This is a genomic window from Mycoplasma sp. CSL7475-4, assembly GCF_024834065.1.
Lineage (GTDB): Bacteria > Bacillota_I > Bacilli_A > Mycoplasmatales > Metamycoplasmataceae > Mycoplasmopsis.
Genome location: NZ_JANUYA010000012.1, coordinates 1 through 17412 on the forward strand (window position 1 = coordinate 1; position 17412 = coordinate 17412).

General features: G+C 28.9%; 8 protein-coding genes. All 8 read right to left on the bottom strand.

The genetic code is table 4. The annotated features are described in order from the left end of the window. The coding region (locus tag NXS15_RS03590; RefSeq protein WP_259290496.1) for a hypothetical protein at window positions 1-1779 on the bottom strand (1779 nt) is incomplete at its 3' end. Window positions 1780-2338: 559 nt separating this feature from the next. Beyond that, window positions 2339-4153: a type I DNA topoisomerase gene (gene topA / locus NXS15_RS03595; RefSeq protein WP_259290497.1), complete on the bottom strand. Its 1815-nt coding sequence runs from the start codon at window positions 4151-4153 to the stop codon at window positions 2339-2341. A gap of 246 nt (window positions 4154-4399) precedes the next feature. Continuing rightward, window positions 4400-5524 carry a hypothetical protein gene (locus tag NXS15_RS03600; protein ID WP_259290498.1) on the bottom strand — a complete coding sequence of 375 codons (1125 nt, stop codon included), beginning with the start codon at window positions 5522-5524 and terminating at the stop codon, window positions 4400-4402. A 245-nt stretch (window positions 5525-5769) separates the two neighbouring features. Continuing rightward, window positions 5770-10422: a DUF4011 domain-containing protein gene (locus NXS15_RS03605; RefSeq protein ID WP_259290499.1), complete on the bottom strand. Its 4653-nt coding sequence runs from the start codon at window positions 10420-10422 to the stop codon at window positions 5770-5772. A gap of 137 nt (window positions 10423-10559) precedes the next feature. Next, window positions 10560-12362, bottom strand: a complete 1803-nt coding sequence (locus NXS15_RS03610; protein WP_259290500.1) for an AAA family ATPase — start codon at window positions 12360-12362, stop codon at window positions 10560-10562. Then, the gene (locus NXS15_RS03615; RefSeq protein ID WP_259290501.1) at window positions 12355-13362 is read right to left on the bottom strand and encodes a hypothetical protein; all 1008 of its coding nucleotides are present in this window, start codon (window positions 13360-13362) and stop codon (window positions 12355-12357) included. The genes NXS15_RS03610 and NXS15_RS03615 overlap by 8 nt, the downstream gene beginning before the upstream one ends. A 1-nt stretch (window position 13363) precedes the next feature. Beyond that, window positions 13364-15415, bottom strand: a complete 2052-nt coding sequence (locus NXS15_RS03620; protein WP_259290502.1) for a hypothetical protein — start codon at window positions 15413-15415, stop codon at window positions 13364-13366. Beyond that, window positions 15415-17259: a DEAD/DEAH box helicase family protein gene (locus NXS15_RS03625; protein ID WP_259290503.1), complete on the bottom strand. Its 1845-nt coding sequence runs from the start codon at window positions 17257-17259 to the stop codon at window positions 15415-15417. The genes NXS15_RS03620 and NXS15_RS03625 overlap by 1 nt, the downstream gene beginning before the upstream one ends. Between the last annotated feature and the right edge of the window lie 153 nt (window positions 17260-17412).

A 17412-nucleotide genomic window follows, 5' to 3' on the forward strand; every position in this document is an offset into this window, starting at 1 on the left:
GGCCCCTTTAATCAAAATTGCTTGCAATGCAGCTGCTGCATTGTTGTATTTTTCTACATCGATGGTTTTATCAGTAATATTTTTGGCAATAGCATCTGTTTGTTCTTTAATTTTTGTCTCTAGTTCAGCTTTAAACTCAGCATATTTTGGATCATTTTTAAGATTGTTTACACGTTCTAAAGCTTGATCGTAGTTTTCACTGGCTTTATCTAGTGCTTCTTTTGCTGCCGGAATGCTGTTATTAAATTCATTTAGTGCTCTAGTTTGAGCAATAATATTGGCAATAGTGGTGTTGGCATAATTGTTAGCTTTATCAACGCTTATATTTTTAGCATTAATCAAATCTTCAGTGTCTTTTTCTAATTTTGCATATCTATCAATGCCATGAAGAGCCTCTTTTGAAGTATTTAAATCATTAAGTGCTTGTTCGTATTCATCGATTGCACTTTGGCGTCTATCATTGAAACGTGTTTTTAAATCGCTAAGAGCTTGTTGAGCTTGTTCGTATTTTTCAATTGCTTGCTCTGGAGTTAGTTCTTGTTGTTGAGCTTCATTTAAGTCGTTAACTATCTTTTGAACTGCATTTTCGTATTCGTCTTTTGTTTCGTTATCAATGCCAAAGTGTTCTGGTTGGAATTTATTTTTTAATTCTTCATCATATTTTTCTTTAGCAGCTTGGATTTGTTTAGCTGTTGTTAAAGCATCATCTAATTTTTGAATAAATTTTTTGTATGTTGGGACGTTTTCGACATCTTCAGGCGAAATGTTTGAACGAGAAAAATTATCTAATGCATGTTTTATAACACGACGTGCATTAGGGTTATTTTCTAAATGATTAATGTCATAGTGTTTTAATTCAGCTTGCTTTTCTTCAAGATCAAAAATAGCTTTGTCAACTTTTGCTTTGTCAAATGCTTTTTGTAATTGATTACGTGCTGCAATAATTGTTTTTTCGGCTGGTGGATTAGCTTTGTTTGGTAAGGCTTGGCTATCTGTTTCTTTTTTAACTTTTTCTAGTGGTTTTTTAATGTCGCGCGAGTATTTTTCAGGACCTAAATTGTCATTAATTCATTGGGCAACTTCATCGCTTAATTTTTTGTAATCATTAGCTAAGTTTTCCTCGTGTGTTTTTTGGGCTAAAAATTTAGATGCAGGGATTTTTATCTCACGTTCAAAACTATCTTTTGGCTCTAATTTGTAAGTCGCTCTTACACGGAATGTTACATTTTCGTTTTCATCATAAGTGATATCACTAAAATGATAGTCGTATTGATCTTGATTTAACATATTGCCAATTAACATTTTTGCTAATTTTAGCAATTTGCTTTGATCTTGTCCCGCTTCTTGATTTAGTTCGTTTATTTTTTCGCTAAAGTGTGCCGCTGTTAAATCCTTATCGCCCAATCCTACAACATTAGAATCGTTCAAATCGTCTTTCGCTGTTCTAAAACCAGTAGTTTCAAAGTCTAAACTGATATCTCTTCTTTTAATTTTACCTGTAAAGTTGTATTTAACATCAGCTACGCCAACTCCGTTAACGTCGTTATAACCGTATGACAAAATAGTAACCCCGTAATCTTGTGGGTCAATTTTTTTATCTTTATAGTAAAAAACTATGTCATCAGCAGTAACTTCACCAACTTTTTTAAGTAAAGCTTCCGGTTTAATTTGTGGATATATATCTTTTTCTAATCTTGCTTCTAGGATCGCAATTAAACCTACAGTAGTAGTCGTCGCAACCGCTCCGGTGGCAAGAGTTGTTAAAATCTTTTTCTTCATTTTCCCTCTTTCTAGTTAGAAAAAGTGATGCTATTTATATTAATTTCTAACTATATTCAGTTTTACGTATTATAATTTTTTTTTTTTTTGCTAATAAATATTTTTAAAAATATTCTCTTATAAAAGTATTTTAGCTTAAATTCTAACACAAAATAACAAATAAAAACTCGTTTCGAACTCCTACAACTTAATGTGATTAAGTATTTTTACACGCTTATATCAGAGCACGATTTAACAAGTTATTTTTAAAAATATCTAATCTTAGTTGATTAGATTGCCTATATGCATTTTTTTAAAAAACTTAACAAAATAATATATGTAGATTTAAGCTTTTGGCTCGTTATTTGATAGATCTCTACTTTTAGAGAATAAGTTATTATATACCATTGAATTAAAAAACAAATTTTGCAAAAATATGAAAAATTTTCAAAAGTGGCTAAGTGAAAATCAAAAAATAATGAAATTTAACTCGTGAAGCTCTCATATTATGAAATATTTTAAAACCTAAACCCACTTTGCATACGTTTTAAAATAAAAATGTCTCGAGTGAGACATAATTTTATTCTTTGACATAATTTTTAGCGAATTTACAATTTGGAAAGTTTTTGCAGCCAATAAATTTATTGCCAAAACGATTGGTTCTAATAATTAAATCGCCTTGATCTAAAGGACAAATTTCGTTGGCATATTCATACGATATTTGTGTATGTTCCATATTCAATTCGGCCTCATCATAAACCTTATTAAATCTTTCTCAAAAATCCTGCATAACAGGTTTTAAGCTAGTTTTACTTTGGGCTATCAAGTCTAATTCTTCTTCAACTCTAGCTGTATAATTTTCCTCAATAATTTTAGGGAATGCATCAATTAATTTATCAATAACTATACGACCAAATTCAGTAGGTTTTAGCGCACCGGAGATACTTTCGGCATATTGTCTATCTAAAACAATTTTTACTGTAGAAGCAAATGTTGAAGGACGACCAACTTTAATATTATCTAGTGCTTCAATTAGAGAACCTTCACTATATCTAGCCGGTGGATTAGTTTGGTGATCGGTGATTTCGAATTTTGCGACATCAACAACTTGATTCAATTCATAATTAGGGTCGCTTATTTCTTCTTTTTCACCTTTAACTACATAATAACCATTAAATAAAATTTTGCTTGTTGCCAGTCTAAATTTGACACCATTTTTGTCAAATGTATATGATTTTGACATTCTAACAGGTGGTGTAATTAAAGCTTGTAAAGTGTGTTCGTAAATTAATTTATAAATTTGGTAGTCGTAATTATTTAAAGTAAATTTTTCTTTAGCCATTTCAGGAGTTAAACTAATATCGGTAGGTCTAATTGCCTCGTGGGCGTCTTGATCTCCTGAAAAACCTTTAATGTCTTTTGCTACGTACTCTGAGCCATATTTATTTAGTATATACTCACGAGCATTATCAATAAAGTATTGACTTAATCTCGTTGAATCTGTACGTGGATAGCTGATTAAACCACCATCGCCATACCCTTCATATAGACTTTGGGCTGCTCTTTGTGTTGATTGCGAAGAAAATGGTGATTTTTTATATAAAAACGCTTGTTTAAGTGGTGTAATAGTTGGCATTTTTTTCTGACTTTGCTTAATATCACTCACGATTAATGATTGTGGTTGAGCAAGGATTAATTTGGCTATTTCAGCTTTTTCTTCTGTATAAATTCAATCTTTTTCGCCACTTGGATTTTTTTCGTTGTAGTAATCTGCTTTTAAATCAGAACTTAATTGTGCATTGGCTTTGTGGTATTTGCGTGGCACAAATGCTTCAATTAATTTTTCACGATCCACAATTAATTTTAGTGCAATTGATTGTACACGTCCTGCTGATGGTTTAGTTGGTGAATTTGATAGTTTTTGTTTCATTAATTTACTTAATTTGAAACCAATGATTCTATCCAACATACGACGTGCTTTTTGCGCGTCAATTAAGGCTTCATCTAATTTTAAAGGTTTTTCAATTGCATTTAAAATAGCGTCCTTGGTAATTTCGTTATATTTGATACGTTTATATTTGTCTTCACATTTTAAAAAATGTACTAAGTGATCGCCAATTGCCTCGCCTTCACGGTCGGGGTCAGTTGCAATTAGAACTTCGCTTGCTTTTTTAACAGCACTAGTAAGTTTTTTAACGATTGATTTTTTGGTTGAATCAAGAATATACACTGGCTCTCATTCATTAATTTTTATACCCATAACGATATCGCCTGATGATCTGGTTGAAAGTTTGGTGATGTGACCAACCGAAGCAATAACTTCGTATTCGTCACCTAAATATTTTTTAATCGTAGCCACTTTATTTGGTGACTCTACTATTACTAATTTATTCATACTAATAAATTTATCACATTTGCGTTTGCTTGTCTAATAAATAAAATAAATATTAGGTATAGACTAAAAATAAATCGAGAGCAAGACTCAAATTTAACGGCTTCAATATATCCTGTTACATTGATTTTATTCAATCAATTGTTATAGTTAATAAGAAGTTTTTCTAAAATTGTAATAATTTAAAACACCGTAACTTTGATTACGGTGTTTAGGCTTTATTTTATTATCAAAATCGAGCAAAAATACTTAACTCAAATTAGATTGTGCTTTTGTTTCGATTTTGGCTATTAATTTTGTCAATGAAGGAATGACTAATTTATCAACTACTTTTTTAACTAAAAATCTTGGTAATATTGGAACAGCTTTTTTAACTAGCACTGTCGCAATTGGACTCATTATACGGGCAGCTGATGCTGAAAATTGTTTATTATCGTCAATAAGAATTGCTATTTTAAATACTTTTAGTTTATTTAAAAGTTTTGTAGCAAAATTTGACTCTAATATTTTTTCATTAATTTTTGATTTAATTTTTTGTGTAAAGCTTAGTTTTTTATTCTCTGCTTTAATTTCTTCTTCACTTTGACTTGAGTTTTTAGGTTTTTGAAAGTCAAGTTTGATAAAGTCAGTTTCGATGTCATTTAAACGCAATTTGATTTTTAATGATCAACCGCCGTTTTTATTGTAATTAAATTCAGATATATCGATATTATCGGCAAAAGCCAATAAAGCGTTTTGTTTTAAAAATTCTTTTACTTCATTCACGACAGCATCATATTCTGCAGTTTTGTTAGTTTCGATAGCTTTTTGACGACTAACTCTTCCGTTTTTAACAAATTTTGAGTCCGCTGCACGAACTAATTTTTCTAATTTACCTACAAATCATGATTCAGGAACACGATAATTATTAAACTCAGTTTTTAAAAAAGACGCAGTTTCATCAAGTTCATCTTTATTTGTTGGTGATAAAACTTCTATTTGTTCTCTTTCGCCACTTTCATCTAAAGAAAGAGTGATTGTTTGATCTGCAATTGGTAAAATTAAATTATTGAAATCATCACGTGATAATGTTTTACTAAATCTTTTATTACCTAAATTAATATTCAATGCAATTTTATTATATTCATCACCTAGTGTTCTAACTGCACGCAATTCGTCTAAAAATGACGCATTGTCATCTTCGCCCGCACTTCCTGGTGCCAATGTTATAGTTTTGGTTTTATACTCGATTTGGTGCTTTGGTTGTGGATCAATTTCAGATTTTCCACCATTATTTTCTTGCTCGTTAGCAGTTTTGCCACAAGCAACAGTCGATACAATAGGCAAAAAAGATGGTATTGAAATCGCTGTTAACAATAGTTTCTTCTTGTTCATTTTTCTCCTTTATTTTATGAAACGATTATATAAAAAAAAAAAAAACGAGAGATTTTTGTCTTAGCAAGTCGAAAAACAGGTAATTTTTACATGTTTTTGTGTATATTTTTACTCAAAACTAGATATTTACCATTAATGTTAGATTGAATTTTAAATTATCTAGCTCACTTTAGCGTAAGAAATTAAATAAAAACTAACCTGGCGGTTAGTATTTATTTGCATAAAGGTAAAATTCAATATTTAACCTAGTTTATTGATTTATACACGTTTTCTTGTTCGTCAAAAATTAAATATTTATCATCGACCATTTTCTCTATTATTTCAATTAAATAATACATAGTTTTTTTGTTTAGTGAACTATAACCTAAGTAAGAAACTATTAGACGCATTAATGATAATTGATCAATGATTTTAACAGAGTTCATAATCTTAGTAATCAAGTCAACATACTCGTAGTAATACACTGTCTCTGGAGTACGTTTTTTGTTAATTTTAAATTTGAAATCTTTGGGCTCTAAATTAGGAGCAACTAAAAATTCATCGTCCCATTTAAAATCTAGATATGAGAGTTCTTCGAAAATTTTATTGGCGTGATATTGAACAATCGTTGAATATGTTTCTCTATCAAATAAGTAATTTAAAATTTTCTTCAAATGCGTGAAATGCAATGCTTGAAATTTAATAATTAATTTTTCCAACACCGATTGTGCATATTGCTCACCATGTGAAGGCGATATTTGTGATTTAATCAAAAACTCATCTCAAAAATCAGGTAATGAATCAAATTCAATTTTAGTTTCTGCTTTACGTACAACTTTAAATAATTCTTCTTGATTTTCCTCGTTGTTTTGAATAGATTTGATAGGGCTTTTTATATTCTCAATAATGCTTTTTAATTTGTTTAATTGATTTGCTTTATTGCTGAATCAATCAGTTGACCAAATACGGTGAATTTTTCAGCCCCTTTTCTCTAATACTTCTTGCCTTAATCGATCTCTATCTCTCGCAGTCTTAGATGAATGGTAGGTGGCCCCATCGCATTCAATACCTAAAATGTAATTATTCGGATTTTGCGGATCAACAACAGCTAAATCAATACGATAGCCTGAACTACCAACTTGCGTTTTCACATCGTAACCTAGCTTGATTAACTCTCCATAAACTTCATGTTCAAATAGCGAATCAAAATCACCATCGTGTTTTAAATTGTCTACTAATTTGTTAACACCAAATTCAGCGGTTTGTAAGTAAGTTTTTAAAAATCTAACACCCCGTGAATTTGATCTGTTTAGGTCAATATCTTCTGAATTAAGCGAAGTGACAAGCAATAGACCACGTTTGGCTCTTGTAAACGCCACATTCAGTCTTTTATAGCCATTTTCGTTGTTAATTGGTCCAAAACGCATTGAAATTTTGCCAGTTGAATCAGGACCATAAACTGAGCTTATAATGATAAATTCTCTTTCGTCACCTTGTACAGTTTCAATGTTTTTAACAAAGAAATTGTCAACCTTATCTCTGTCGAAAAAGGCGCTAAAGCGTGGTTGGTCGTGCTTGAATTTTTCAATTTTGCGCTCTATTAATAATTGTTGTTCTTGATTGAAACAAACCACTCCCACACTCGCTTCAATACCATATTGTAAAATAATATTTTTTACTAATTCTATAACTTTATCAGCTTCTACTTCGTTGCGACGATCTAAGAAATAACCCTTAACATATATTTTGTTTATACCTTCAAATTTTTTAGGTTTAAGTTTGGATGGGAATGTTATTAAGTTATTATAAATTTCCCTATTTGAAGGATAAATTAACTCTTCAAAAAGTGAGCGATAATGTCATCTTAATTTGATTGTGTCAAGAGAGATATTGGCCATGTCTAAAATAGAATCAAAACCTTTAATTGAAACAGCATTTTGCTCTAAATCTTCAACTTCGCTATCTTGTTCAATTGTGTTAAAGAAGTTTGTTGGCGGCAATTGTTCACTATCTCCAACAATGATTGCTTGTTTCGCTCTGTATATTGCACCGATGGCAGTTTCAGGCTTAACTTGTGACGCCTCGTCAAAAATAACAGTATCAAAAACAATATCGCTATCTTTTAAATAGGCACTAACTGAAAGTGGCGACATCATTAAACACGGTTTTAATTGAAGTAACAAATTTGGTATTTTTTCAAATAATTTTTTAAAGGGCATTATTTTTCTTGATTTATTTGCTTCAGATTTCAGTATTTTGACCTCAATATTTTGACTTCCTAGACCTGTGCTTGTCGGAATATTATTGAGTAAATTAGCTTCCACCTTAACTCGCGCTAATTTTCTTACATTTTGTTCAACATTAAGGAACATATCTCTAAAAGTTTCAAGGTTTGAGTCATTAAATTGAGCAAAATGATCATGAATAATTTTGTCTACTAATAATTTATAAAAACGTTTTAAAAATATATCCATGAATTTATGTTTTGTTGATGAATTAAGTATCTTATCAGCAAAATCACTTAGACCTAATTTATCTAAATCACTGATTGTTCTATTGATAATTGCCATAGTATTAAGATCATGCTTTTCGTTATTCAATTTGTGCATCATCTCTTTTAATTGTGGTATTGACAACTGAGTTAAATCAATGATATTATCATTGAAATTCGTGTATATTTGATTGAAATTATTCAAAAATTTATCAATTGCCGCTAAGGTGTTTTGAATATCGTTTTTATAGCGTATATCTGAGTTATATGTTTTGAAATATTCAACTTTATCAAGGTTAAAATCACCCCTATTTGAATTGACATCAATAATATTTGCCAACTCAATCATTTCTTTATTTTTGAATAAAACCTCAACACTTGAATCGATTGGTTTAATTATCATTGAATTTTTTAATTCAAGCAATTCACCTTTTAGCTGTTTAAAGATTAATAAATCATTTAAATTGGCTTCAATTACAGCCTTATCATTTGTTAGGGAATAATTTTTAATTATCTTTTTAACATATGTTCATTTAGGGCTGAAAAAACGAAATGCACTTTTGCTTTTTAATAAAAAGTAATCTCTGAATTTAACCAGGTCTTCTTTGACGATTTCAAGTTTAAAGATTGAGTTTAGTTTAGTTTTTAATTGCTCTAAGCGGTTAGTTTTTTCAATAGCTAAGCTATATTTGTCGATTTCTTCACTGTAATCAGAAATATCAAAGATCTTTTGGTTGAATTTGTCAATATTGATAGTTTTTTCAAAAATATCTTTTAAATATAAAATATTTTGACAAAATCTTTGGTCATTAACTGTTAGCGATTTGTGTGATTGCAATAAATTTTGATACAAATTATCAATATTTTGACTCAGTGAATTGATGTTATTAAATAAACGCTCTTTTTCTTCTTCAGTAATTCTAGTTCATTTGCTGCCTCATCACGAGCTAGTTTGAACGCTAAAATTGAAATAAGCACAATAATTTTCCAATTCATTGATTAACACTCTAAGATCATTAATTTTTTCTTCATCAATTGAATTGATCTCGGGGATCGAAAACAATAAATCTTCAGTATTTTTTATAGAGTAATAAAGGCCAATCAATTTATATAGACTTATGTTTAATGGTTTTCTTATTTTCAATAACTGAGCACCATAATCACTCAAAAAGCTAACAGTTTTTTGGTAATCTCTAACCATATTATTAGATATATTTTGGTCAATTACAATTTGCTTTTCAGCTTTTTCTAATGAATCAGCAAGGTTTTTTAAAATAATTTTTTTATCTAAATCAATACTATGAATAGGAATTGAATAATCACCTAAGCCAATTTTATTTAAATTATTGTAAACCACATCAAGGGCAGCTTTTTTCTCCGCCACAAAAAGAATTTTTTTATTTCTGGCTAATAACTCAGTAATAATATTAGTAATCGTGTGTGATTTACCTGTTCCGGGTGGACCTTGTAAAATAAAACTTTTGCCTTTAATAGCACTTTGAATTGCCACTTCTTGTGATGAGTCTGAATCTAAAATATGATAATAATTCGCAATATCGATTTTGCTTTCAACATTAACCTCATTTATTAAATCTAATTCTGTAGTAGCATTTGTTTCTTCGTTGGAAACTGACTTAATAAATTCATTTTCAACAATTTTGTTTTCATTTTGTTCTAAATCAGCATACATATTAATTTTTGAAAAGCTAAATGTATCCAAATATACTAAATCTAAAAAACCTCAGCGTTCATCATGAAAATTATTAGTTAGCATTTCTTTTAAAAGTTCATATTTTTCATGATTAGTTTCACATTTTTCAAGTTCTTGTAAATCGATTTTGATACCAAAAGAATAATTTAACTTTTTCAATAGCGAATAGTTCGGCACTAATTGTGACTCTTCATCAAAAGAAAGTGAAAAAATTCCTTTGCTTTTAGCGTTGCTTTTAATACTCAAATTTGTCTGAACAAACATTAAAGGAGAATAATATTTATCTTCTGTTTCGCCATCATATCATTTCAATAAACCAATACTTAAAAAGAGTGTATTAATTGAATATTGATCAATAAAATCTTGATATTTTTTGTTAATTCTTTTCAAGATGGCAGCTTGATCTTTTTCGTCTGTATTGCTATAAAAATATTTTTCATCTAGCTGGCCTAATTGGTCAATAAGTGCCTCTGTATCGTAATACTGAACATATGATGAGGTTTGTTCATCGTCTTCACGAAGCGATACGTTAGCTATTTCAATAGTTTTTTTATCGCTAAGCGTTTTAAGTATTGATGTCATAGACGGCGCAATCAATTGTAATCTAGATGGATTAGATAGTGAGCTAGTCTTATAGTTAATTGCCTTATTTCTAAATGTTAGATCTAATAAATCATTTTTTCAAACTTTGATGTTTTCAAGTATTCTATTTCCCATTTTTATCCTTTTCTACTCATTTTATGCAATAAAGTGCGCTGAGTACGCTAATATTAAAATTATACGTTATTTAAGTTGTTGATATTGCCTAAATAATTAATTATAAAAACAACTTCAATTAATAATTGAAGCTATTTCTATTTAAAACTTAATTCAACTTCGTCGTGAAGTACTTGCATTTTGGCATATAAAATTTTTTCCTGTTGTTTAGTGCTCATTATTTTTTCATAATTCTCGAATAAAAATTCATTGATTTTATTGCTCAATAATTCGTCAATATTATTGATTATTCCTCTCGCACCCATCAGTGCATCATTTTTATTACTTAAATGTTTTACTAATTCGTCGATATCATCACTATAGTCAATAATCACGTTGTAATTATTCTCTATTTCTTTAAATAAAACTTTTAATTTTGACTCAACAATGCTTTTAATTATTTGGTAGCTATGAATGAAATTAAACGGTACGATGTTTTTATCGCCTATACGGTTTAATAATTCAGGTCTATTTAATTTTTCAATAAAATGTTTGCGCACCTGTTCGATAAATTTTTGACGCACTAAAGGCTCATCATTAATGTCCGCTTTTTTAATATCGGTTGTCCCGATGTTAGAAGTAAAAATAATAAAAGTTTCAGAAAAATCAATTAACTCACCTTTTGAAGAAGTCAATCTTCCATCTTCTAATATTTGCAAAAATTTGTCTAGAATTTTAGAGTGTGCTTTTTCAATTTCATCAAACAATAAAATTGAAAAAGGATTTTGTTTTACTTTATTTGTTAATTCGCCACCTGAATCGTAACCAACATAGCCTGGAGGCGCTCCTATTAAACGTTGATCTGAGTGTTCATGATTATATTCAGACATATCAAATCTAATTAGTTTTTTCTCGTCGCCAAAAACAAATTCGGCTAAAGTTTTAGATATTTCAGTTTTCCCAGTTCCGGTCGGACCGACAAAAAACAAAATTCCTTTAGGTTTGTTTTTTGATTGCGAATATAAAACACCATTTAAACCTAAAAATGAGCTAGTTAAAACATTATATATTTTATTAATTGCGTAGTCTTGTCCTTGAACCCTTTTAGAAAATTCGTTTTTTAAATTTTTAATTTTTTGGTAATCAATCTTTTCCCATTGCGATTCTTTTTGATTGAAATTAGTCAAATTATAGCGGTTAGCAAATGTTTGTTTATTATCCCTGATACGCGCAAATTGCATAATTTCACGACAACTAAGACCATCAGTTAATGCGGTAACATTATTCAAGGTGGTGCCTTCAACACCTAATTCATTAGAATCGGATGTTCTAAAGTATTTTGACTCGTTTTTGATGATTTCTTTACGTTCATCAATATTAGGTTTTTTAATAAAAATCTCAGCATATTCAATATTTTTATTGTAAATATCAGGAATTAGATTATTTGAATCACGCATTATTAAAACAAGTTTATCTTGCTTATCTAATCTTCCATAATCATCTAAATAGTGCTCTTTATTATTGTTATTCAAAAATAGAGAAATTAAATTAATTAAATTATCTAAATAATTACTTTGATTGTTTTGGTTATTGAAAATACTATCAGCAAAATCAATTACATAAATACCAGGTGTGTGTTTAGTTCCTGATTCGGGGTTGTCAACAGTTGATTCAACAATTTTCAGCATAAATTCGTCAATATTGTCTACATCTGTAATTGTTTTATAATTTTTATTACCGTCTTCATCCAGTAAATTTAGCAATTTAAAACCTGGAGAAAAATATTCAGCTTTTGAATAATTATTTTGGCGAGCGAAATTTTCAATTATATTTTTTAAATCAACACTAATAAAATTGTTATTTTCGTCTGTATAAGAATATAAATCATTGACATTTCCGGTAATGGAAACAATGTTTTTTTGTGCTAATTTGATTTCTAAATATTTTAAAGATTTACGCATTTGTTTTATTCACTTTCATTTTAGCTTCTCTGGTTAAAGGGCGTGCTCCAGAGACGCCACGGGTAATTATTTTTTTGCTTTTTACATAACCAAATTTAACTAAATCTTGCTCAACATTTTCCGCTAAGCTTCAACACATGTGATTTTCATAATCACCTATATCATAACTAACTGTACCATCTAGATTCAAGTTCAGTATAAATGAATTATTTTTTAGTGCTGAATTTTTAAATTTTGATATGAACAAATATCTTGGTTTTGTTTTATTTTCTGCATCAGTTTGTACAATAAATTCAATGTTTTTGTGTGTATATTTGTATTTCTTAAAAATCGATTTATAAATTTCGTTTTTATGAATGGCTTCGTGATATTGATTCAAAATTTCTTTTACATAAGGTGCATAATCAGCTAGTTCTTGATAATTATCAATGAACATGAATTCGTTAAGTAAGGAACCTTTTAATTTTGGATCAACATTTTGCTCCAAAACATATTTTTTTAATTCTTCTTTTAGAGATGAGTGTTTTTGTTTATCGATATTTTCTTGTTTGACTTGCGATAATACTTTAGTGAAATTTTCAGGAGTAAAATCCAATTGTAATTCACTCATTTTTTCAAGCACTATTTTTGATAAAAAGCCATTTTGGACAATTAATTCATTTATTAATCGTGTACGTTCATTGATAATATCATCAAAAGAGACATCAATTGTCATATTTTGGACTGTTTTAATTAAATTGCTCTTTTGCAAATTGTACTTTTCAATTAAGTCTTGCTCGCTAACAAAATCTTGGTCAGCAACTTCGCCTTTAATTTTACCAATGGCCTCTAATCTTTTTTCAATATCCTGTACTCGTGACATTATTTTGTCTATTTCTTCGCAAACTAATTGCGAATTAACACTATTGGCAAGCGAAATTAGATTTTTCTTAATATCTTCAATCTCGCGTTTTTCCGTCTCAATGTTTATTTCAAAACTAATAAATGCTGCGTGACTCATTTTATTGCTCCTTATCTTTTTTGCTTGTTATTTCTTTGGGTTTTAATACAAGCTTTTGCAAATGATTATCAATCTCTTTTTGCATATTTTCAATCTCAAATAAACTCATTTTATTTACTTTGTTCTTGAAAGAATTATCGTGATCGTGATGAGCTTTATTCAGCAAATCTGAAACAATCGACTTTAATTTTTTTAATTCAGCAGTAGGTTTGTGTAAGTTTAACATTTCATTAATCATAGCTTTGTCATCTATATCTATACTTTGTTGCTGTTTAATTTTTTTCTTCAATTTGGCCTCTAAATTGACTCTCATGTTTCTCAATAAGCCAATCTTGTATTCGAACAAATTTCCTTCATTTATTGACTTGACGTCTTTAAGCAATTTATTATATTGTTTGTATTCAGCAATCTGAGATGGGTCAATTGGATCAATATTTTTTACGAATTTAACAATATAATCTTCGAATTTATCTTTAATTTGTTCTAAATTTTGTTCGTATTCTTGTTTGTCAAAATCTTGATTTTCAATGGTTTTGCGATATAAATTTAGATCTCTTAGTTTTTGATAAAAATCAGAAATATATTGTTCTGGTTTTCACTTACCATTAAACAGATAATTATTTTCGCTATATTTGAATCCAATTAAATTGTTAAGTGATTCTCATTCAGTAAATTGAATAGAATGAAGAAAATTGTATAAATCATCACTTATTTGAGTTATATTGCCTTTTCTTAACTCATCAATTTTTCCCAAAATAGTGATCAATTCTTCCGAATCATCAATGTAATGCTCGCTTATTATTTTTTTAACATCAGAAAACGGCAATGATTCAATAACATCAATATTAGCAAATAATCAGTCTTTGAATCCTTCCATACCAACAATTGCTTCTAAATTCTCAATTAATAAGCGAACGGTAAAAGTACTCATTTTTTCTGGTTCAAAGTTAACTTTATTGTTCAGTAATTTAGCAATCGTTGTTTCTTGTTGATCAAAACCTATGACACGTGCTTTAGTATTGTAAAAATTAACATCAAAATCACTTAGATACACTAATTTCATCTTTTTTTCTGGTTTAATTAAGACCCACTTAGCAAAAAGCGAGTGGAATTCTTTTTCTTCCTTTGTTCACTTTTTATTGATTATTTCGTCGTTGAAAGCTAATGAAAAATCATTTTTTGATATTTTTTCTGTGTATTTAAAATTATTCATTTGCCCATTAACACTATCAATATTAAGTATTTTTTCAATAATTTTATTGATTTCTAGTTCCTTTTGTACTTCTTCGTCTAATTCTAAACCACTGACTTTTTTCAAAAAATCTAAGGTTTTAGAGTCACTGGCCATAACTTTATTTTCATTTATGGTAAAACTAAATTCATCTTCGAATCATTCAAGACGTTCAGTTTCTTGCAAAAATTCATCTTTTTCGTTGCCGTGTACATTAAAATCAACAAAAACTTTGTTTTTATCCCAATTATCTTCAAAATAAACTTTAAGAGTTGATTCTAAAAGCTTAAGATATGTTGTGTCAAAAATCTTTTTAACATCAAGGTAACGGTAATCACTGACATTTATTTCGCTTGTTGTCGAATTCATGTTTTCAATAGATTCTTCTAAACTCAATAAGTTTTTGTAGAATACTAGATTTTTTGCTTCACTCTTAGACTCTAAACTGACAAAATTATCCTTATCAAATTCTCTTGCAATTGATGGATGTATTATTTTATCGTCTTTACCAAGTTGGTATAAGTATAATTCAGCTGTATCAGTAATAGTTAAATTAGTCAAATTATTAGATAGTATTATTTTGTTATCCAATAAATATTGGAACTCGCTCAAACAAAAATCCATAAGCGAATCTCGATCTATTTTGGTAATTTGTTTTAAAAAGTCCTTAACTGTTAATTCACGGTATTTTTCAAAGTCATATAGTAAGAATAAAATAATAATGTTTTGAATATCATTAGACTTTTGCACGGATTTAAATTTGGCTTCAAAGGGAACTTTGATCTGAGGAATTAATAATTTTGCATTGAATTTTTCACTCATTAGTAAGCCTTTCTATATGTATCTTCATCTTGTGCAATTTCTAAGTATTCTTTCAATATTCATTTTTGATCATTAACTATTTTTTTATTGTTATCATCTCATGATGATACATTAAATGATAAATCTTTTAACTCCTCAAAGGCACCGACTAAAATTAGAGATTGTTTTGCTCTTGAAACAGCAACATTAATACGTTCAGCGCTTTTATAAAAGTCATAATTTCTTTTATCTCTATATTGTAAATTGCCGTCTTTAAACATACCTTTAGCCCTTACAAAATCGACAATGATGATTTCTTTTTCACGACCTTGAAAGTTGTCGACTGTGTCGACTTTGATACGATTTATTGTTTTAGTTTTCAATTCTTTTAATTTTTCTTTTAAATACTCTCTTATAATTGAGTTTTGAGAACGAGTCATAGAGATTATTCCGATTTTTTCTAAGTCAAATTTTTGTCCATCTGAATTATTCAAAATAATATTAGAGACAATTTCACTGATTACAAAGGCATTATATTCATTGACTGCTGAAGCTGTGGTTTTGTTGCTATCAAATGTCGTAGTTTGGTCAAACGCTTTAAAATCATTTGCCACAACGGTATGCGAAATATTTGTATTGCGTATTTTTTTATTGTAAAAATTCTCATTGATATAACTTGTGTCGTATATAACAACTGGTTTTTTAATTTTTTGTTCCTCGTATCTATAGTTAATTAAATAAGGAGTGGTATTTTTGTTCGGTGTACTTAACTTTTCATCAAGATCATAGTTGACATTTACATACTTTTGAATATCTTCATTGAATCGATGTTGCTCAGTTAAAAATGTATAAAAATATTTGTTGAAATTGTTGCTGTAACGAGTGCTATTTTGACTATTTTTCTTCAATTTAAGTGCGTTAAATTTAAAGAACGGATGTTTAAGTTCATTGATTAGTTCTTTTATATTTTCGTCCGAGAAAAATCATTTATATTGGAATTTATTATTGTCATAATCGATTGATTTAGGTCTCAACTCTTTAATTATCGGGAATGAGTCTAATAATTTAGCAATATCAGTGCTTTCAATATGTTCTTGTAAAATTGAACCCGTCTCAAAATCAAGAACAGGTGGTAATTGGCGATAATCTCCGGCCAGTAATATTTTTTCTGACAACATACATGAATTAATAATTTCCAGAGTATTACTTTTCGACACCTCGTCCACAATTGTCATATAAACCGGGTATTGTAAAAATAATTCTTTAGGTTCTAGCAATGAATTTTTTCTAGGATTAATAATTTGGCGTGCTGTTGTAGTTAAACCAATTAAATTAATTAAGTTGTTTTCGAACACATAGTCCGAAAACAATTTACTTATTCTTGCATTGTGTTCGTCTGTTCTTGATTCGATTTTATTTTTAATCAATTTTAACTTGCTTATGATTTTATCTGGTACTTCATTATCATTGCTTTTATTAAGACGTAAATTATTTAAGTCAATATTTTCTTTTTTAAAAGTTTCAAATAATTTATTGATTCTATCATTTCGCAAGATTAATTTCGATAGTGTCAAAGAATGATTGATAACTTCTTCTACCCGATTACGTTTTATTTCTCTATTTAAATCATCACAAGCGTATTCAATATTACTAATTTCATCTGGCTCATATTCATTTTTAAAATTTTCCATTAACTCGTTAATATTGAACTCATATTTTTCAAAAAATGTTTCTAGTTCATCTACAGTGAGTTTATTCTTGCTATCTAGTTTTGCGAGTAGCAATAATATTTTTTTGTTGTACTCGAAATTGGCTTTGGTTTCTAACTCGCCAATAGTCATCATTTTTTTGTAAAACTTATCCATTTCATCACGGATATTTCTTTTTAAATGAATGCGTAAAAAATTAGTGTGTAAAAAAGCTGCAACCTACTTGCAGCTTTTTTGATTTTAAAAAAAATTAGTAAATGAAAAGGAGGGAACAACCCCCCCCTGACAACTGAATATATTATACCACAA